Source organism: Parafrankia soli (assembly GCF_001854695.1).
GTDB classification, from domain to species: domain Bacteria; phylum Actinomycetota; class Actinomycetes; order Frankiales; family Frankiaceae; genus Parafrankia; species Parafrankia soli.
The window spans coordinates 11,533-30,237 of record NZ_MAXA01000214.1; the positions used below are offsets into that span (position 1 = coordinate 11,533).

14 protein-coding genes are annotated in these 18,705 nt (G+C 73.8%); 11 read left to right on the plus strand and 3 right to left on the minus strand.

The genetic code is table 11. The annotated features are described in order from the left end of the window. The first annotated feature begins 593 nt into the window (after positions 1-593). From BBK14_RS17685 to BBK14_RS41350, 4 genes are all read left to right on the plus strand, one after another. Positions 594-1,970, plus strand: a complete 1,377-nt coding sequence (locus BBK14_RS17685) for an NsdA family TPR-like regulatory protein (RefSeq protein ID WP_071063931.1) — start codon at positions 594-596, stop codon at positions 1,968-1,970. A gap of 43 nt (positions 1,971-2,013) precedes the next feature. Beyond that, entirely contained in the window at positions 2,014-2,955 is a 942-nt protein-coding gene (locus BBK14_RS17690; RefSeq protein WP_071063933.1) for an aminoglycoside phosphotransferase family protein, read from the plus strand. Between the two features lie 138 nt (positions 2,956-3,093). Further along, positions 3,094-3,885, plus strand: coding sequence for a nickel pincer cofactor biosynthesis protein LarB (larB, locus tag BBK14_RS17695; RefSeq protein WP_071063935.1), 792 nt, complete (start codon positions 3,094-3,096; stop codon positions 3,883-3,885). A 547-nt stretch (positions 3,886-4,432) separates the two neighbouring features. After that, positions 4,433-6,811 (plus strand): nucleotide-binding protein, encoded by a 2,379-nt coding sequence (locus BBK14_RS41350; protein ID WP_275078498.1) that lies wholly within the window; start codon positions 4,433-4,435, stop codon positions 6,809-6,811. 121 nt (positions 6,812-6,932) lie between these two features. Here the strand turns inward: BBK14_RS41350 and BBK14_RS17705 are convergent, their stop codons facing one another. Further along, positions 6,933-8,111, minus strand: coding sequence for a geranylgeranyl reductase family protein (locus BBK14_RS17705; protein WP_071063937.1), 1,179 nt, complete (start codon positions 8,109-8,111; stop codon positions 6,933-6,935). A 7-nt stretch (positions 8,112-8,118) separates the two neighbouring features. Beyond that, entirely contained in the window at positions 8,119-9,144 is a 1,026-nt protein-coding gene (locus tag BBK14_RS17710) for a DUF5926 family protein (RefSeq protein ID WP_071063939.1), read from the minus strand. Between the two features lie 588 nt (positions 9,145-9,732). On the opposite strand from BBK14_RS17710, the gene BBK14_RS17715 reads away from it, so the two are divergent. From BBK14_RS17715 to purQ, 3 genes are all read left to right on the plus strand, one after another. Continuing rightward, on the plus strand, positions 9,733-10,692 hold the full coding sequence (locus BBK14_RS17715; RefSeq protein ID WP_071063941.1) for an NAD(P)/FAD-dependent oxidoreductase: 960 nt from the start codon (positions 9,733-9,735) through the stop codon (positions 10,690-10,692). Between the two features lie 99 nt (positions 10,693-10,791). Next, positions 10,792-11,496: an ATP-binding protein gene (locus BBK14_RS17720; protein ID WP_071063943.1), complete on the plus strand. Its 705-nt coding sequence runs from the start codon at positions 10,792-10,794 to the stop codon at positions 11,494-11,496. Between the two features lie 133 nt (positions 11,497-11,629). Continuing rightward, a complete protein-coding gene (gene purQ / locus BBK14_RS17725) occupies positions 11,630-12,349 on the plus strand; it encodes a phosphoribosylformylglycinamidine synthase subunit PurQ (protein ID WP_071063945.1) in 720 nt (239 codons plus the stop codon). 30 nt (positions 12,350-12,379) lie between these two features. On the opposite strand, the gene BBK14_RS17730 is transcribed toward purQ, so the two are convergent. Beyond that, entirely contained in the window at positions 12,380-13,381 is a 1,002-nt protein-coding gene (locus BBK14_RS17730) for an ABC transporter ATP-binding protein (RefSeq protein ID WP_112109380.1), read from the minus strand. A gap of 190 nt (positions 13,382-13,571) precedes the next feature. On the opposite strand from BBK14_RS17730, the gene BBK14_RS17735 reads away from it, so the two are divergent. The 4 genes from BBK14_RS17735 to purL all read left to right on the plus strand — a co-directional run bounded on the left by BBK14_RS17735 (position 13,572) and on the right by purL (position 18,484). Continuing rightward, the gene (locus BBK14_RS17735; RefSeq protein WP_071063947.1) at positions 13,572-14,105 is read left to right on the plus strand and encodes an ABC transporter permease; all 534 of its coding nucleotides are present in this window, start codon (positions 13,572-13,574) and stop codon (positions 14,103-14,105) included. Positions 14,106-14,112: 7 nt separating this feature from the next. Then, the gene (locus BBK14_RS17740) at positions 14,113-14,799 is read left to right on the plus strand and encodes an ABC transporter permease (protein ID WP_071063949.1); all 687 of its coding nucleotides are present in this window, start codon (positions 14,113-14,115) and stop codon (positions 14,797-14,799) included. A 171-nt stretch (positions 14,800-14,970) separates the two neighbouring features. Next, positions 14,971-16,005 (plus strand): ABC transporter substrate-binding protein, encoded by a 1,035-nt coding sequence (locus tag BBK14_RS17745; protein ID WP_083391040.1) that lies wholly within the window; start codon positions 14,971-14,973, stop codon positions 16,003-16,005. A gap of 151 nt (positions 16,006-16,156) precedes the next feature. Beyond that, entirely contained in the window at positions 16,157-18,484 is a 2,328-nt protein-coding gene (gene purL, locus BBK14_RS17750) for a phosphoribosylformylglycinamidine synthase subunit PurL (protein ID WP_071063951.1), read from the plus strand. The last annotated feature ends 221 nt before the right edge of the window (positions 18,485-18,705 follow it).

Consider the following 18,705-nt stretch of genomic DNA (forward strand, 5'->3'; position numbering starts at 1 on the left):
GGAGCTTCGTCACTCCTGGACACGCGCGAGCGGCCGGGGCGCCCAGTGGGCTCCGACCGACCCGACCCAGCGACCGACCGACAGACCGATCACGGACGAAGATAAAACGTTATAGATGCCCCACAAGGGAAAGAACATCGTGCGTGGGCCGATCTCCAGAGTAGATCCTTCGCCGGAAGCTTCCACGGCGGGCCAGCCCAACTCACCCCACAAACTCCCATGTTTCGGACATTCCTCACACAAACCGACCAAGCCACATGTCTGTGACGCAAGGTCGTCACTTTCTGACACGCAAGCGCCGTAGCATCGGCATGTGCACCCGACAACCGCACCCGCCGTCCGGCGATGTCATCCGCACGACGCAATCGTTGGACGGCCATCCGCACGAGCATCGGCGTTCGCACGTGATGAGCACCAGCCCGCCGGCCACCCGGCCCCGGTTGATCGCGGCCCCGCACCCAGGACGACGAGCACGATCACCGTGGTCCGTCCGGTGCCCTTGCATCGATGCCTCGCCGCGGTCGGTTTGCTGTCACTAGCTTGACAGTGCAAGGTCACGAACGCCCATCGTGACGCACAGGAGGGATCAGGGCATGCCGCAGTCGGACGGACTCCCACCGCTGGCAGCGCCGGCATTCGACGAGATCTTCATCCCCCCGGCCCGCACTCCCCCGGACGACCGGCCCGAGGACTACCCGGCCGAGCCCCCGCGCCGGCAGGTGCCGGAGGACACGACCGAGCACCCAGAGCTCCCCGGGCGCCTCCGCGCGGCCGCCCCGCCGCCCCCAACCCCCGCCCCAGCTGGCGATATCCGCTCTGCGGGCGAGGCCTGGTCCGCGGACGCGGGCGAGGCCTCGCCCGCGGAGGAGATCCGCTCCGCGGACGAGCGCGAGGTGGCGGGGGCCACCGCTGACCGCAGGCAGTTCCACCGGTGCGCGGGGGCCGCCGTCGTGGGCGCGCTGCTCGCCCAGAGCCAGATCATGGAGGTGGCGGACGTGCTCGCGGCCAGCCCGGTACAGCTCGCCCTCGAGCGCGCGAACGAGGCGCTGGGCGAGCTGGTCAACACCCACGAGGTGGTCCCCCCCGCCCACGTGCGCGCGCGCACGGCCCGGCTCCGGCGCGGCCTGGAGCGGCTCGGCCGCCGGTCCATGGCGACGGAGGACTCCCGCCGGCTGCTCGTGCTCGCCGGCCGGGTCGCGGTGCTCGGCGCCGACGCGGCCTTCAAGCAGGGCGACGTCGCCTCCGCCCGCCAGCTCACCGCCGACGGCTACGCGGCCGGCCTCGAGGCCGGCGACGGCCCGCTGTGCGGCTCCGCACGCGAGGTCGGGGCCGTCAACGAGTTCTACGGCGGGCGTCCCGGCGAGGCCCTGCGCCTCGCCCGGGACGGCCTGCGGCACGTGGGCTCCGGCCCCGTCCGGGCCCGGCTGGTGTGCCAGGAGGCCCGCGCGCTGGCGGCGATGGGGGACGTCCGCGGCGCGGCCGGCAGCCTCGACCACGCCTATGACCTGGCCGACGCCATCCCGGCGGACCGCTGGGGCCGGCCTGGACCCAGCTTCGACACGTTCCACCCGGTCGAGGTCTCCTACAACGCGACCACCGCGCTCTGCCTGCTCGGCCGGCCGCGTGCCGCCCAGGAGCACGCCGAGCTGGCGCTGCCGAAGCTGGACGCGATGAACGCGCCCGGCTTCCGGTCGGTGATCCGGTTCGACCTCGCCCTGGCGATGGCCCGCCAGGGCCGGCTCGAGCTCGACGGCGTCTGCGAGCTCGCGACCGACGCGATCGGCATCTCCTGGGGGCGCACGGTCGCCTCGGTCTCCAGCCGGGCCGACCAACTGCTCGCCGCCACCACCCCGCACGGCGAGGTGCGCCAGGTCAGGGAGCTGGCCGCACTCGTGCGGGAATGGCAGCGCTCGGCATCGGGCCAGCGCCCTGATCCCGGCGCCGTCCCGGCACCGACACTGGATCTCTAGTACTGGTGCCGGGCGTGGCCGGCCCGCGCTCGGAGGCCGATCCGTGGATCCCGAACCAGGTGTCGCCGGGCGCTTCAGCGCGCAGCGGTCGCGGCGCGCGCTCGGTCGCATCTGTTCGAGCGTCGGCCTGGACGACCGCGACGCCGAGCCGATCAAGCTGACCGTGAACGCGGTGTACCGACTGCCCCGCGAGGCGGCGGTCGTGCGCATCGCCAGCTCCACCGCGATGAACCACCGGGTCGAGAAGGTCGTGCGGGTCGCGCGCTGGCTCGCCGAGCACGAGATGCCGGCGGTCCGGCTGTTCCCCGGCCTGTCCGCCCCGATCACCGTGGACGGGCACGTCGCCACCGTCTGGGTCGACGCGGCCCCTCCCACCGGCACGCCCGCGGCTCCCGGCGGGGCCGGTGGAGCCGCTGGCGCCCGGGATCTGGCGGCCATCCTGCGCCGGCTGCACGCCCTGCCACCGCCCGATCCGCCGCTGCCGGTGTGGGACCCGCTCGACGACGTCCGGCGGCGACTCTCCGACGCCGAGGGGCTCGGCGTCGACGACCGGCGGTTCCTGGAGAACCTCGCGCTGCGGGTGGACGAGGCGCTCTCGACCGTGCGGTACGCGTTGCCGCGCACCGTCGTCCACGGGGACGCGCACCTGGGCAACCTCATCCGGTCGGCGACGGGCGAGGTCGTGATCTGCGACTTCGACGCGACCTGCCAGGGGCCGGCGGAGTGGGATCTTGTCCCGGTGGCGGTGGGCGCGCTGCGCTTCGGCCGCCCGCCCACGCCGCAGCTCGAGCTGGCCCGCGCCTACGGATTCGACGTCACCGCCTGGGAGGGGTTCGGGGTGCTGCGCTCCGTGCGCGAGCTGAAGCTGGTGACGAGCGTCGTCCCGATCCTCGCCAGCAGCCCGACGGCCGCGGCCCAGTTCGCGGTCAGGGTGGGCAGCCTCCGCTCGGGCTCCGACCAGACGGTCTGGACCCCTTATCGCTGACGTCAACGCCGGTGCCGGCGCTGGTGGAGGGCCTCGGAAGCGGCAACACGGCGCGGCCGCCCGCGGCCGACCGTCACCCGCAGCGGTCCGCCCCCGGCGGCGGACCGCTGCCCGCCGTTGCCCTGGCAGCATCGGCCCATGGACTCCGAACGCCTCCGGACGCTGCTGAAGGCCGTGTCGAGCGGCCAGGTCGATCCCGAGGATGCCGCCGCGGCGCTGATCGCGGGGCCGCTCGGCGGCGACGGCTCGGGTTTCGCCGACCTCGGCTACGCGCGCGTGGACACCCACCGCGGGATCCGCACCGGTGATCCTGAGGTGGTCTACGGCGCGGGCAAGACCGCGGCGGAGACGGTCGGCATCGTCGAGACGCTCCGCCGGGCCTCGGGAGTCGGGACGCCCACGCTGGTCACCCGGGCCGGAGCGGCCACCGTGGCGGCGCTGCGCGAACGCTGGCCCGACGCGCGGGTCAGCTCCTCGGCCTCGGGCGACGAGCGGCCGGCGACGGTGGTCGTCGGCCCGCTGCCGGAGCCCTGCGGCCGGGTCGTGATCGTCGCCGCCGGCACCTCGGACGCACCCGTCGCCGAGGAGGCCGCCATGACGGCGGAGGCCGCCGGCGCGGGTGTGGAGATGGTCCGCGACGTCGGTGTCGCCGGCCTGCACCGCGTCCTGGCCGCGCGGCCGGTCCTGGACAGCGCCGACTGCCTGGTCGTGATCGCCGGAATGGAGGGCGCCCTGCCGAGCGTGATCGGCGGGCTGGTCGGCGTACCCCTGGTGGCCGTGCCGACCAGCGTCGGGTACGGCGCGAGCTTCGGCGGGCTCGCGGCCCTGCTGGGAATGCTCACCTCCTGCGCACCAGGCATCGCGGTGTGCAACATCGACAACGGGTTCGGCGCGGGCCTGTTCGCCGCCAGGGTCGCCCGCCGGGCCTAGTACCGAGTCGGAACCGACTCGGCGCCACGACCACTCTCGCCTGTTCCTCTCGCCCCGGTGCCGAGCCGAGCCGCCGGGCCGGTGCCGGGGCCCAGGGCCGTCGGCAGCCCGCGACGCGGCCCGGACCCGGACCAGGCGGGCGCGGCCCTGGGTAGGCGGGATACCGCCATCCGACGATGCGTGGCGGCTGGGTGAGTCCTGGCTGTCACTCAACCGCCGCGGTAGCTCGGCACCGTGCGCAGGGACCTGGCCGGCGTGCATATCTATCGCCTCCAGGGCCCCAGGACTCCTGCACACACCGCCGGCCCGACGACGCGGCCACCAACGGCGAGGCCCTTCGCAAATGCCGACGCACTGCCGGCTCCCGAACGCGACCGTGACAGGCCGTGCCGTCACGACCCTCCGACTCATGTCATCCTGGACCGACTCTCGTCGTTGACGGCCCGAACGGAGGAGCCGGGCTGGACAGTGTGCCGGGGCAGGGTCGACCGTGTGATTTCGCCGCACGGCGGCCGTTCATCTCAGGCGGGATCATGAGTACTCGATCATGAACAGGACCGACGACATCGGTGGCGGGGACCGCCCGTCGCCTCGGGACGGCATGTCCGTTGTCGAGGTGACCGGCCCGCAGGACGCTCACCGACACGACGCCCACCCACACGACGCTCACCGGCAGAGCGCTCACCGGCAGGACGCGGCCGTCTCCTACGGAGGAGCCTCGTCCTACGACGTGTCGGCGATCCACTCACCGCCGCCCGGCAGCGGGCCGTACGACGGCGGACCGCACGACGGAGCGGCCCGGCACAGATCGCCGTACGGCAACCACTCGCGTGACGCCCGGCCGCAGGGGTGGTCCGTTGGTGGTCCGGACGACGCCATCGAGGTCGGAGGCCCGGAAGGCTTCAACGATCCGCCGCCGTGGGCACAGCGCCAGCACCAGACACCGGGCTCGCCGCCCGCCGTCGATCCCGGGCGACAGATCTGGGCCGGCGACCCGCCGCCGCCCGCGGCGGTGCCCGTCGATCCCTGGCGGGACGACGCCGCTCCCGCGCCGTCGTACGGCCGGGAGCGCCCCGAATCATGGCAGCAGGCCCGTGGCGACCGCCCGGCGGCGCCCATGCCGCCCGTGCCACCGCCCACCGAGGCCATGCGGCCCTCACCCGCGCCCACAGAGGCCATGTCGCTCGGGCCGGCGACCGAGGCCATGTCGCTCCCACCCCCCACGGGAGGACTGCCGCTCGGGTCGCTCCCCGGGCCGCCGGCGCCGGGGATCGACACCTGGCCGTCGATCCGCCCGGCCTTCCGCGACCCGACTCCTCCACCGCCCCCGGCGGAGCAGCCGCCCCGGCCGGGCCACGTGATCGACGGCGTGGCCACCCGGACGTTCGACCCGATCCACGACCGGTTTCCCCCGGCCCCCGGCACCGCTTCCCGACCCGGCCCCACCCCGGTCGAGACGACCGGGGAGTACCGACCGTCCACGCTCTACCCGGCTCCGCCCCCGCCGCCGGGCGCCACCGGGGCCTCGCCGATCCCGCGAACCGACCCGCACACCTCCGGCCGGGTCGCGTCCTGGTTGCGCGATCCGGTGGGGCCACCCGCGCTGCCGCCGGCGCGCCCGCAGTCGGCCCCGCCGGCCCCGCCGGCCCCGCCGCCCGGCCCGGCGGGCACCGGCCCCGGGCTGTACCACGACGACGCCCCGGACCAAGCCGGCCGCGGCTGGGGCCACGGGTTCCACAGCGGCCCGGCCTACGGTGCCGGGATGCCCGGTTCCGAGATCCACGGCTCCGGGATCAACAGCGCCGGAATGCGCGGCGTCGACGTGCGCAGTGCCGAAATGCACGCTGCCGAGATGCACGCTCCCGAGATGCATGGCATCGAGGTGCGCCATGACCCGATGCCTGGTGACCGGGTCGACGCGGACGACGTCCACGACAGGTCCTGGCCGCGGGAGCAGACCTGGCCACCCGACGAGTACGGGCCGCGCGGTGACCCGCGCTACGACGACCCCCGGTCCGGCACGGGGCTGCCCCCCGCCGCCCTGTTGCCGGCGTCGCCGGACACCGCGTCCCGTGGCTGGCGGCGACTGGTCTACCAGGTGTCGGCCGGCGCGCTCAATCCCGGCCCGTCCCCGGACGAGGCCCGCTACCGGCGTCTGCTCGCCCGGATCCGCACCCCCCTCGACGACTGCCACCGCATCGCGGTGCTGTCCCTCAAGGGCGGCGTCGGCAAGACCACGACGACGGTCTCGCTCGGGTCCACCCTGGCCAGCCTGCGCGGCGACCGGGTCGTGGCGATCGACGCGAACCCCGATCGGGGGACGCTCGGCGTCCGGGTCGAGCGGACGACCCGGCACACCGTCCGCGATCTGCTCGCCGACGCCGATCAGCTGCACCGTTACGTGGACGTCCGCCGGTACCTGTCGCAGTCGGCGTCACGGCTGGAGGTGCTCGCCTCCGCCAGCGATCCGGAGATCTCGGACGCCTTCGCCGACGAGGACTACCGGGCGGTCGACGACCTGCTGCAGCGGCATTACTCGATCCTGCTGACCGACTGCGGCACCGGCATGCTGCACAGCGCGATGCACGGGGTGCTGGAGCTCGCCGACACGCTGGTGATCGTGAGCAACGCGAGCGCGGACGGCGGCGCGAGCGCCAGCGGCACCCTGGACTGGCTCGACGCGCACGGCTACAACGACCACGTCAGCGAAGCCGTGACCGTGATCTCGATGTTCCCCCAGCAGGGTGAGACGGTGGACGTCGACGCGCTCGAGGACCACTTCGCGTCACGGACCCGCCAGGTCGTCCGGGTGCCGTTCGACCCGCATCTCGCCAGCGGCGGGCACATCGTCCTCGACGAGCTCCGGCGGGAGACCCGCCGGGCCTACGAGGAGATCGCCGGAGCGGTGGCCGAGCGCTTCGGCTGACCCGCCCGGTGGCGGGCCACCCGGGAGCCGTCCGGAGCGCCGCCGGGTGGGCCACCGTGAGAGCCGCCGGTCAGGCCCGTCGCCGTCGTGACGGGCACCGCGTGGGACGCCCTGCCGGGCGTCAGCGGCCCAGCGCGGCGATGGCGGCGGCCATGCCGGGCCGGCGCAGCTGGCGGGCGATCGTGGAGCGGCCCTCGATGATCCGGCCGAACAGCCCGAACGTGCCCGGTACCCGGGTCATCATCGTGTGCATGAGCGCCGGACGGCGGGTGAACACCGCCAGCACCGACCTGCCCGCGGCGATCTCCGGCCCGAACACGCCCTCGATCCGGGCCGGGTACCGGTCGAGGGCCGTCGGGTCACCGGCCGCGCCGGCGGCGGCGCTGATGCCCGCGAGCCGGCCGGAGCGCAGCGCGAAGGAGATCCCTTCCCTGGTCCACGGGTCGAGCAGGCCCGCCGCGTCGCCGGCGAGAAGCACCCGGCCGCGCCGCAGCGGTGAGCCGGCGGCCCGCACCCGCGTCAGGTGGCCGGAGTCGTGCAGCCGGGGGGCGGCGGTGAGGCCGAGCCGCTCGACGAGCACGTCGTAGTAGCGGCGCAGTGCGGGCCCGTGCTCCCGGGCGCCGATGACCCCGACCGTGAGCATGTCGCCCTTCGGGAAGACCCACCCGTACGATCCGGGCACCGGGCCCCAGTCGAGCAGCATCCGGCCGGACCACTCGCCGGCCACCGGGGCGGGCACCTCGAACTCGCCCTCGAGGCCGACGTCCACCTGGTCGCAGGTGACGCCGACGTGCGTGCCGGCCCGGCCCGAGGTGCCGTCGGCGCCGACCACCACCCGCGCCCGCACCGCCGGCCCGGACCGCACCTGGACGACCACCTCACCACGCCCGGGCTCGGCCGTGCCCTCCTCGCGCAGCCCGGTCACGTGCACACCGGTGCGGACCTCCGCACCGGCCGCCTTCGCCGAGTCGAGCAGCGCCGCGTCCAGCTCCGAGCGCATCACCATCGACAGCAGCGGACGGCCGTCCTTGCTGCGCCGGGTGACCGGGTGCCGGCCGTCGAGGGTCATCGTGAGCGCGTCCACCCGCGACCGGACGAGTGGAGCGAGATCGATCCCGGCGTGGTCGACGGACAGGCCGACCAGGCCGCCGCCGCAGGTCTTGTACCGCGGCACGGCCATCCGCTCGAGCACGCACACCCGGGCGCCGGCCTCGGCGGCCGCGCGCGCCGCGCTCGTGCCGGCCGGCCCGGCACCCAGCACGACCACGTCAAAGACCGGCGATGGTGGCTCCGGTGGCACGGCCGTCCTATCGGAGGGTGAGCGTGCGCCCGACCACGCCGGCGCGGACCCGCCGCTCCTGCGCGGTCAGTTCCCGCTGATCGTCGAGGGTCTCACGCAGCGCCGTCCACAGCTGGGCCGCGGGCTTCTCGCAGGAGTCGGCGTCGGCGCCCGGCGCGAGATCCCACACCGGGACCACAAGACCGTCGGCGCGGAACGACCCGACGAACCGCGAGCCCTCGCCGACGCTGAGGCTGCCGGCGGCGGCGAGACGGGCGAGGGCGTCGAGGAGGGCCTCCTCCGTCCGGTCGGCGTCGAGCGGCAGCACCCAGCGCAGGTGCAGCCGGTCGCCGGGGCTGCACCAGTAGGCGGCCGGGACGGAGGCCAACCGGGTCGTCGGCACGACCGTCGCGTTCGCGCGGTCCAGGGTCGCCACGACGTCGGCGCTCGGCTCGGCGTCCTCCGACGACGGCACCCACCAGGTGAACCCGGGATGCACGGTGATCTCGAGCGGCGCCGGGTCGAGCAGGTCGGCGAGGCGGGGCAGGTCCGCCAGGCCCCCGGGCAGCCGCTCCACCGCCTGCGGCGCGGACACCGGCCCGCCGTCCACCACCGTGCCGGGCTTCGCCTCGAGCGCGGCGATCAGCGCGCCGGCGACGTCCGCCGAGGCGTCGAGACCGCCGACGAGGGTCTGCATCGCCAGCAGGATCTCGCCGTCGTCACGGACCACCGCGGGCGCGGCCTGCGGCAGCAGCGTGCCCAGGATGATCCGCCGGTCCGCGTGGCCGGGATGGGCGGCCAGGTGCTCCGCCGACAGGGTCAGGGGCGCGGTCGCGCTGGGGACGAACTCGCGCAGCGCGACCAGGTCCGGCTCGTCCGCGCGGCCCGCGAACGGGCGCAGCACCGGGGCCGCCCGGCGGCGCTCCCCATGGCAGGCCTTGTACCGGCGGCCGGAGCCGCACGGGCAGGGCTGGCGGGGGCCGACCGCCGGTACGTCAGCGAGAGCGGTGGCGGTGGCGGATCCGGGACGGCTGGGTGTCGTTCGGCGGGCGATCGCGAGCCTCCGGGGTCGGGCCCGAGGCGCCGAGCGCCGTGCGGGGCGGGTCGATGACGATGTCGGTACGTTTGCCTGGTGCGTTTGCCTGCACCTGGCGCTTGCGCCTGGTGCGTGTGTGCTGGTGCGTGTGTCGGCGCGAGCGCCGGCGCGGCCGGCGGCGAGGATCGCCGACGGTTATTCGTGCGGTAAGGCTAGGGCATGCACGGCCGGTGTCACGTTCGACATGCGCCGCCGGTGCGCGCGACTCCCACCCAGCAGCCATCACCGGCGACATTCCGTGTGCGTGCCGACGCGTTCACGCAGACAGGCCCGCTGCGCTGACGTTCCACCCGAACGGCGTCAATCCAGGTATTCAACTGGTCGCTTTAGGTGACCAATATGGGGGTTCAACCCCTACTCCTCCGAGTTAACCCTCTCCGACCTGGGAGTTTTCCCTTCGATCAGCATGCGTGGAGGTGGTTGCGAGGTCTCGGGCCGGCCCGGTGAGGGCACGATGGAGGCACAGGCCCTCCAACGCGGATCGCCGGACCGGACGACCAGCGTCCATATGAGGCACACAGGCGAACCACACAGGGCGGTTGACGGGTGGCGAAGGTCATCGTTGCAGGTGGCGGGATCGCGGGTGTCGCGTGCGCGCGCGAGCTGCGGGCGCGGGGCATCGGTGTCGAGGTGCGCGACCGCGGCCGGGTGATCGGCGGCCGGATGGCCTCGCGCTGGATCGACGGCCGGATCGTCGACGCCGGGGCGTCGTACTTCACCGCGCGCAGCCCCGAGTTCATCGAGGTCGTCGACGATTGGCTCATCCGTGGTCTCGTCCGCCCCTGGACGCACCGCTTCCCGGTGATCGACGGCCCGTCGGCGACGCTGTCCGAGCCGGTGCCGGGCCCGCTGCGGTACGCCGCCCCGCACGGCATCCGCTCGCTGGTCGCCGACCTCGCCACCCGCGGCGGCCTGCGGGTCTCGCAGTCGTCCCCGATCAGCATGGTGCGCCCGGGGCCGGTGGTGGACGGCGAACCGGTGGACGCCGTCGTCCTGGCGATGCCCGATCCGCAGGCCCTGCGCCACCTCGACCCCGATCTCGACACGGAGCGCACGGAGCTCATCGGACGGCGGTGGTCCCCGGCGCTCGCCCTGCTCGCGGGCTGGGAGGCCCGAGGGTGGCCCCCACTGGACGGCGCCTTCGTCCACGGCGACCCGACCCTCGCCTGGATCGCCGACGACGGCCGCCGGCGCGGCGACAACGCGCCCGTTCTGGTGGCGCACTCCACCGCGGAGTTCGCCGCCGGCCGGCTGACGGACCCGCGAGCGGCCGCCGGCGACCTCACCGCGGCCCTCCGCCGGCTCCTCGGCATCCCCACCGACCCGGCCTGGACATACGTCCAACGCTGGACGTTCGCTCGCCCCGAGCAACCACGGGAGCGGACCTACTTCCTCGGCCAGGCTCGGGTGGGGCTGGCCGGCGACGGCTGGGGCGAGCCCCGGGTCGAGTCCGCCTGGCGGTCGGGCACCGAACTCGCCCGGGCGATCGCCGAGGCCGTCGGGTGATCGCCGAGGAGGTCGGATGATCCCGCGTGAACGCCCGGCCGGGTCGCGCCGGCGGAATGCCTCCGATTGATGTCCGGTAGGCGGGGTACACCGAGCGATATGGAGATCAAACTCAGTCTGTCGCTCCCCCGTGATGAGATCTCCATTCCGATCGTCCGCCGTATTTGCACACAGGCACTGAAGGTTCTCGGCGTTTCACAAGAATGCATCGACGACGTCGAGCTTGCATTGACCGAAGCGTGTGCGAACGTGCTCCTCCACGCCACGGCGGACGACGAGTACGAGGTGTCGGTCGGCGTGGACAACCAGGTCGCGGCGATCGAGGTCGTCGACCACGGCGGGGGCTTCGACGCCCTGGCGGCCTTCGACGGCAGCGGAATCCCTGTCCGGGAGGATGTCGACGTCGCGTTTCACAACGGCGTCGACCCGGATGAGGCGAATCCCGGCGACGCGAATCCGGACGGGGCGGTTTCACGCACCGGTGCCTGGGTAACGCGCACCAGTCCCGGCCAGCCGCGGCAGGACCAGTCGAATCCCGACCAGCCGTATTCCGACCAGCAGTGGCTCGAACAGGTGCCCACCGACGCCGTCCCGGAACAGGGCCGTGGGATCTTCCTGATGCGCACGCTCATGGATCACGTGCAGTTCCACACCGTGGACGGACCACACCCGGGCACCCGGGTGCATCTTGAGAAATTGCTTACCTGGGATGAGAGCGCCCCCGGCGCCCAGCTCGGCCAGGTGCGCTCGAGCCGTGGGCCCTGGTCGGGCCAGCCCCGCGACCCCGCCCCGGACGGCGCCTGAGGAGGCACGCTGCCGGTAGGTTGAGACCCCGGCCGCGGCGCGGATCGCGCGGCACCAGGCGCGCGCCACGGCAGATCATCGCGGTGCGTCACCGCGGCTGCCTGGCGGGCGGGTCGAGGACGGTGGTGGGCAGATGGTGGGAGCAGCTGCCGGCGGCGGCGGCGCGGCACGCGCCCCGCGAGTCGGCGTGGTGACCTTCCCGGGTTCGTTGGACGACCGGGACGCCGCGGCGGCCGTGCGCCTCGCCGGCGCCGAGCCGGTGCCGCTCTGGCACGGCGACGACGAGCTGTCCGGGGTGGACGCGGTCGTCCTCCCCGGCGGTTTCTCCTACGGCGACTACCTGCGGGCCGGGGCGATCGCCCGGTTCTCGCCGGTCGTCGGCGCCGTCGTCGAGGCGGCCCGCGCGGGCCTGCCCGTCCTGGGGATCTGCAACGGGTTCCAGGTGCTGTGCGAGGCCGGGCTGCTGCCGGGCGCGCTGACCCGCAACGCGGGGTTGCACTTCGTGTGCCGTGACCAGCGGCTGCGGGTCGCGACCACCAGCACCGCCTGGACCAGCGCTTACTCCCCCGGCGAGGAGATCGTCGTCCCGGTCAAGCACGGCGAGGGCCGCTACGTCGCCGACGCCGCGACCCTGGCCCAGCTCGCCGCGCAGGACAGGGTGGTCGTCCGCTACGTGGGTGGCAACCCGAACGGCTCGGTGGACGACATCGCCGGAGTGTGCAGCGAGAACCGGCGGGTGGTCGRCCTGATGCCACATCCGGAGCACGCCGTCGAGGAGCTCACCGGTCCGGGCACAGACGGCCTGCGGATGTTCACCTCGGTACTCGGCGCGCTGCTCCGCCCCGCCGCCTAGCCCGCCGGCCCCGGCTGGCGGCCCGACTCCTCAACCGTTCTCCTGATCGGCGGCCAGCGAACGCCGCAGGGCGGCGTGCAGGGTGGATGGGGTGAGCACGCCGACCGGCGTGCCGCGCTCCCGTACCTCGACTCTGCCGTCCCCGGTGGCGAGCATCACCGCGAGCGCCTCCCGCAGCGAGGCACCGACCTCCACCCCCGCCAGGGCGTTGGCCCACTCCGCCGGATCGGCCGGATCCGTCAGGTCGGCGCGGCGCAGCGGGGTGACGGACAGGCGCAGCAGCATGCGGTCCGCGCCGGTGAAGTCGGCGACGAACGGGCTGGCCGGGGCACCCAGCACCTGGGCCGGGGTGTCCAACTGCTCCAGGCGGCCGCCCTGGCCGAGCACCGCGACCCGGTCACCCAGCCGGACGGCCTCGGCCAGGTCATGGGTGACGAACACGACCGTCTTGCGGATCTCCCGCTGCAGGCGGAGGAACTCCACCTGCAGCCGGTCGCGGGCAATCGGGTCGATCGCGGAGAACGGCTCGTCCATGAGCAGGACGGGCGGGTCGGCCGCGAGCGCCCGGGCGACCCCGACCCGCTGCTGCTGACCGCCGGACAGCTCCCGCGGATAACGCACCGATACGGTGCCGGGATCGAGCCCGACCAGCTCGAGCAGTGCCCGGACCCGCTCCCGGGTCCGCGACCGGCTCCAGCCCAGCAGCCGCGGCACCGTCGCCACGTTGGCGAAGACGGTCTGGTGCGGGAACAGCCCGACCTGCTGGATCACGTAGCCGATCCGCCGCCGCAGCCGCACCGGGTCCGAACGGACGACGTCCTCGCCGTCGACGGTGATCCGCCCGGACGTCGGCTCCACCAGACGGTTGATCATCCGAATGACGGTTGTCTTGCCGCACCCCGACGGCCCTACCAGGCACATCAGCTCGCCGGTGGCGACCGCGAAGGACAGGTCCGCGACGGCGACCGTGCCGTCCGGGTAGCGCTTGCCGACCCCGTCCAAGGTGATCATCGGTCGGGCCGTCGTCTCCACACGCGCTCCGTCCCACAGCCCCCACCGTGTCACCGGAGCAAACAGCGCCGCTCCCGCACCTCATCCCGCTCCCCCGGGTTTTCTACCGGTGGACGGCTACCGTGCAGTGGTGGCACTCCTCGCGGACGGCTGCCTGGAACGCAACGCGTGGATCTGTGGCGACTACGTGTCGTCCCGCTCGGACTAGATCATGGCCGCGTTACGCGAGCACGTCAGCCTCACCGTGAGCGCGGTCGGCTACGGCATGCTGATCGCCGCCCCGCTCGTTCTGGCCGCCCGCCGCCGGCCGGCGCTGGCCGCCTGGATCAGCGGCGCCACCAGCGCCCTGTACACGGTGCCGTCGCTGGCGTTCTTCGCCATCCTGCTGCCGTTCACCGGCCTGTCCCGGACGAGTGTGCTGATCGGCCTGGTCGCCTACACCCTGGTGATCCTCTTCCGCGGGTTCCTCACCGGGCTGGGCTCCGTCCCGCCCGAGGTGCGGGCGGCGGCGGTCGGGATGGGGCACGGCGGGCTCGGCGACCTCATCTACGACGGGCTGGGCAGCACGTTCAGGGCCGAGGTGCTGACCGCGTCCGTGCTCTGCGTTGCCCTGGCCGTCACCGCGGACCTGCTGTTCGTCGCGGCGCAGTGGCTGCTCACCCCGTGGCGGCACGGGGCACACACGGCACACGGAGCACACAGGACGCACGGGCCGCACGGGCCGCACGGGACGCGCGGCGGATGAGCCCGACATGAGCATGATCACCAAGACGACGTCGTGGCTGTCGGACGGCGCCAACTGGTCCGGCCCCGAGGGGATCCTCGCCCGGCTCGGCGAGCACCTCGTGCTCAGCGGCGCGTCTGTCGGGATCGCCGCCGCCCTGACGCTGCCACTCGGAACGGCCCTCGGCCACGCCGGCCGCGGCGGCACCCTGGCGATCAACATCTCGAACATCGGACGCGCGGTGCCCACCTTCGCCGTGCTCGTGCTGCTGGCGATCGGACCGCTCGGCATCGGCGACACGACGACGATCGCGGCGCTCACCCTCTTCGCGCTCGCCCCGCTGGTCACGAACAGCTACGTGGGCGTCCGGGAGATCGACGGTGACGCCCGCGAGGCCGCCCGTGGGATGGGCATGTCCGGCTGGCAGATCCTGCGCGGTGTCGAGCTCCCGCTGGCCGCGCCGATGATCATAATCGGGCTGCGGCTGGCGGCGGTGCAGGTCGTCGGGACGGCGACCATCGCCGCGCTGACCGGCGGCGGCGGCCTCGGCCGGTTCGTGGTGGACGGCCTGGCCCAGCACGACGATCCCAAGGTCGTCGGCGGCGCGGTGCTGGTGGCCGTGCTCGCGCTGGCGGTGGACGCCGTCCTGCTGTGCGCGCAGCGGCTCGTGGCCCCCCGCGGCGGCTCCACCGGGCGGGTCCGCGCCGGAGCGTGACGGCCCTGGCCCACGCGGACGTCCGGCAGGTCGCCGTCGGCCGGGGTTCCCGAGTTGCGGTCGTCCTGGTGACAACGGCCGGTCTGGGTTGCACTGGCAACTGGTCGCACGGCAGGGTGACCCGGGGCGGGGCCGGGCCGCACGCCAACGACAACGGCGACAGGACGAGGGATGGGGTCGGCGAACGTGAGCGAACCAACGTCGGTGGCGGCAGAGGCTGGGCAGGCCGTGCGCCGGCGCACCCGACGCACCCGACGGATCCGCCCGTGTCCGCGCCGTGCCGGCCGGCGCCGGGTGGGTGCCGCGGCGGCGGCCATGCTGGCTCTCGCGCTGACCACTGCGGCCTGCGGCGACGGCTCCGGCGGCGCCGGCCTTGGTTCACTCACCGTCGCCGACGCCGGCTTCACCGAGAGCAAGATCCTCGCCGACATGTACGGCGAACTGCTCACCAACGCCGGCTACAAGGTCGAGCGGACCTCGGTGCAGAGCACCGAGATCGCCCAGTCCTCCCTGGAGAGCGGGCAGATCGACGCCATGCCGCAGTATGTGGCGACCTACGCCGACCTGCTGAACTCCCAGGTCAACGGCTCCGGAGCCGCCTCGGTCTCGTCGTCGGACCTGAACGCGTCGCTGGCCGGGCTGCGCCGCCTCGCGAAGGGGCTGGGCCTGAGCGTGCTCGAGCCGGCCGACGCGGTCGACCAGAATGCCTTCGCGGTGAGCAGGTCCTTTGCCGCGGAGCACCACCTGACGACCCTGACCGACCTGGGTGCCAGTGGCCTGACAGTGAAGCTCGCTGCGGGCGCCGAGTGCGCGACCCGCCCGTTCTGCCAGCCCGGGTTGGAGAAGACCTACGGGATCGAGATCTCCGAGATCGTCGAAACCGGTGTGGCGACCGCCCAGACCAAGGCCGCGGTACGGGACAACACCGCGCAGCTCGGCCTGGTGCTCACCACCGACGCCACCGTCAACGACTACAACCTGGTCGTGCTGACCGACGACAAGAAGCTCCAGAACGCCGACAACCTGGTGCCGATCGTGAACACCGACTCGCTCGCCCCGGAGATCACCTCGGCACTGAACGCGCTGGCGCCGGTGCTCACGACGGCGGACCTGGCCGAGCTGAACAAGAGGGTGGACGCGGAGCGGGAGAAGTCCGAGGAGGTCGCGCACGACTTCCTGGCCGAGAAGGGCCTGCTGGACAGCTGACCGGTCACCGACCAGCGGCCGACCAGCCGCGCGCCCAGCCGGGCCTCGGCGGGACGAGCCGCCGTCCCTTCGGTGGGCTCTGTGGTGGGCCGGGGGTGGCGCCCGCGGCGTCGCCGCCACCCGACCGGCGCGCATCCGCCAGGATGGGGGCGTGACCGGAACGCCTTCCGCCCCCACGACCAGCCCCGACGACCAGGCCGACGGCCCGGGCGAGGGCACCGTCGACCGCCAGCCCTACCGCGAGCTGGGCCTGACCGACGACGAGTACGAGCGGATCGTCGCCACCCTCGGCCGGGTCCCCACCGACGCCGAGCTGGCCATGTACTCGGTGATGTGGAGCGAGCACTGCTCGTACAAGTCGTCCAAGGTGCACCTGCGCCAGTTCCGGGACACTCCGGCCACAGACCGGCTCCTGGTCGGCATGGGTGAGAACGCCGGCGTGGTGGATGTCGGCGAGGGCCTGGCCGTCACCTTCAAGGTCGAGTCGCACAACCACCCGAGCTTCGTCGAGCCGTACCAGGGCGCGGCGACCGGTGTCGGCGGCATCGTCCGCGACATCCTGACCATGGGGGCCCGGCCGATCGGGATCCTCGACCCGCTGCGCTTCGGCGCCGCCGACGCCCCCGACACCGCCCGGGTGCTGCCCGGCGTGGTCGCCGGCATCGGCGGCTACGGCAACTGCCTGGGCCTGCCGACCATCGGCGGCGAAGTCGTCTTCGACCCGGTGTACGGCGGGAACCCGCTGGTCAACGCCCTGTGCGTCGGCGTGATGCCGGTCGGGCGGGTGCAGACCTCCGCCGCCACCGGGGTCGGCAACGCCGTGGTGCTGCTCGGCGCGAAAACCGGCCGGGACGGCATCGGCGGCGTCTCGGTGCTCGCCTCGGCCACCTTCGACGAGGGCGGCGGCCCGGCCCGGCGGCCGTCCGTGCAGGTCGGGGACCCGTTCACTGAGAAGATCCTCATCGAGTGCTGCCTGGAGCTGTTCGACCGCGGCCTGGTCACCGGCATCCAGGACCTCGGCGGGGCCGGCCTGACCTGCGCGCTCACCGAGACGACCGCCGCCGGCATCGCCACCGGCCAGCCCGGCGGCATGGAGGTCGACCTCGACCTCGTACCGCTGCGCGAGGCGTCGATGGCGGCGCACGAGGTCCTGGCCAGCGAGTCCCAGGAGCGGATGCTGGCCATCGTCACCCCGGACGCGCTGCCCGAGGTGCTGGCGCTCGCCGAGCGGTGGGGCGTGATCGCCACCAACATCGGCACGGTGACCGACAGCGGCCGCCTCGTCGTCCGCTGGCACGGCGAGGTCGTCGTGGACGTCCCGCCGGGCTCACTCGCCGACGACGGGCCGGTCTACGAACGCCCGATGCGCCGCCCGGTCGACCTCGACCTGCTGCGGGCGGACACGCCGTCCGCCCTGGAACGGCCGCGCACCGGCGACGCGCTGCGGGCGACCCTGCTGCGGATGATCGCCTCCCCGAACCTGTGCTCGCGGGCCTGGGTGACCGAGCAGTACGACCGGTACGTGCAGGCCAACACGGTGCTGGCCCAGCCCGAGGACGCCGGCGTCCTGCGGCTGTCGGCCTCCGGGCTCGGCATCGCGCTGGCCACCGACGGCAACGGCCGCTACGCCCGGCTGGACCCGTTCGCCGGGGCGCAGCTCGCCCTGGCCGAAGCGTGCCGCAACGTCACCGCGGCCGGCGCCGAGCCGATCGCGGTGACCAACTGCCTGAACTTCGGCTCCCCCGAGGACCCGGAGGTCATGTGGCAGTTCGCCCAGGCCTGCGCCGGGCTCGCCGACGCCTGCCGGCGGCTCGGCCTGCCGGTCACCGGCGGGAACGTGTCCTTCTACAACCAGACCGGCTCGGCGCCGATCCATCCGACGCCGGTCGTCGGCGTGCTCGGCCTGTTCGACGACGTCACTCGCCGCACCCCCATCGGCTTCACGGACGAGGGCGACGCGCTGCTCCTGCTGGGCGACACCCGGGACGAGTTCGGCGGCTCCGAGTGGGCTTGGGCGACCCACGGCCATCTCGGCGGGACGCCGCCGGCCGTCGACCTGGAACGGGAGAAGCTGCTCGGCGAGATCCTCGTCGGGGGCTCCCGCGAAGGGCTGCTCACCGCGGCCCACGACCTCTCCGAGGGCGGGCTCGCCCAGGCGCTGGTCGAATCCTGCCTGCAGGGCGGGCACGGGGCACGGATCGAGCTGCCCGCCGGGGCGGACGCGTTCGTCGAGCTGTTCAGCGAATCGGCCGGACGGGCGGTCGTCGCCGTCCCCGCCGCCGAGCAGGACCGTTTCGCGCGGCTGTGCGCGGACCGGGGCCTGCCGTGCCGGCAGATCGGCGTCGTGACCGACGGCGAAGCCGACCGCGGCAGCGGAAGCGGAAGCCTGAACGTCGCCGGCGAGTTCGCCATACCGCTGGACGAGCTGCGGGCGGCCCACGAGGGCACGCTGCCCCGCCTGTTCGGCCGCGGAGCCTGAGGCCACGGCCCGAATGCGGGTCGGTGCGGGCCCGGACGCGGCGCGGTCGATGTCCGGTTCAAACAATTGAATTGAGCCTTACAAAACAACCAGAAACGCGCCCACAAGCCCCTTCCTGGCGACCAACATCCGCCACCCACACCCACACCCACACCCAAGCCAAGCCAGCCCGACAAATCATCGGCTTCCGGACACCCAAAAAAACCGTGGCGATTGAGTGA

Bases quoted from the DNA above. Each gene is read 5' to 3' on its own strand.
- BBK14_RS17685 (WP_071063931.1), top strand. From the start codon at position 594: ATGCCGCAGTCGGACGGACTCCCACCGCTGGCAGCGCCGGCATTCGAC.
- larB (WP_071063935.1), top strand. From the start codon at position 3,094: ATGGACTCCGAACGCCTCCGGACGCTGCTGAAGGCCGTGTCGAGCGGC.
- BBK14_RS41350 (WP_275078498.1), top strand. From the start codon at position 4,433: ATGAACAGGACCGACGACATCGGTGGCGGGGACCGCCCGTCGCCTCGG.
- BBK14_RS17720 (WP_071063943.1), top strand. From the start codon at position 10,792: ATGGAGATCAAACTCAGTCTGTCGCTCCCCCGTGATGAGATCTCCATT.
- BBK14_RS17735 (WP_071063947.1), top strand. From the start codon at position 13,572: ATGGCCGCGTTACGCGAGCACGTCAGCCTCACCGTGAGCGCGGTCGGC.
- BBK14_RS17740 (WP_071063949.1), top strand. From the start codon at position 14,113: ATGAGCATGATCACCAAGACGACGTCGTGGCTGTCGGACGGCGCCAAC.
- BBK14_RS17745 (WP_083391040.1), top strand. From the start codon at position 14,971: ATGGGGTCGGCGAACGTGAGCGAACCAACGTCGGTGGCGGCAGAGGCT.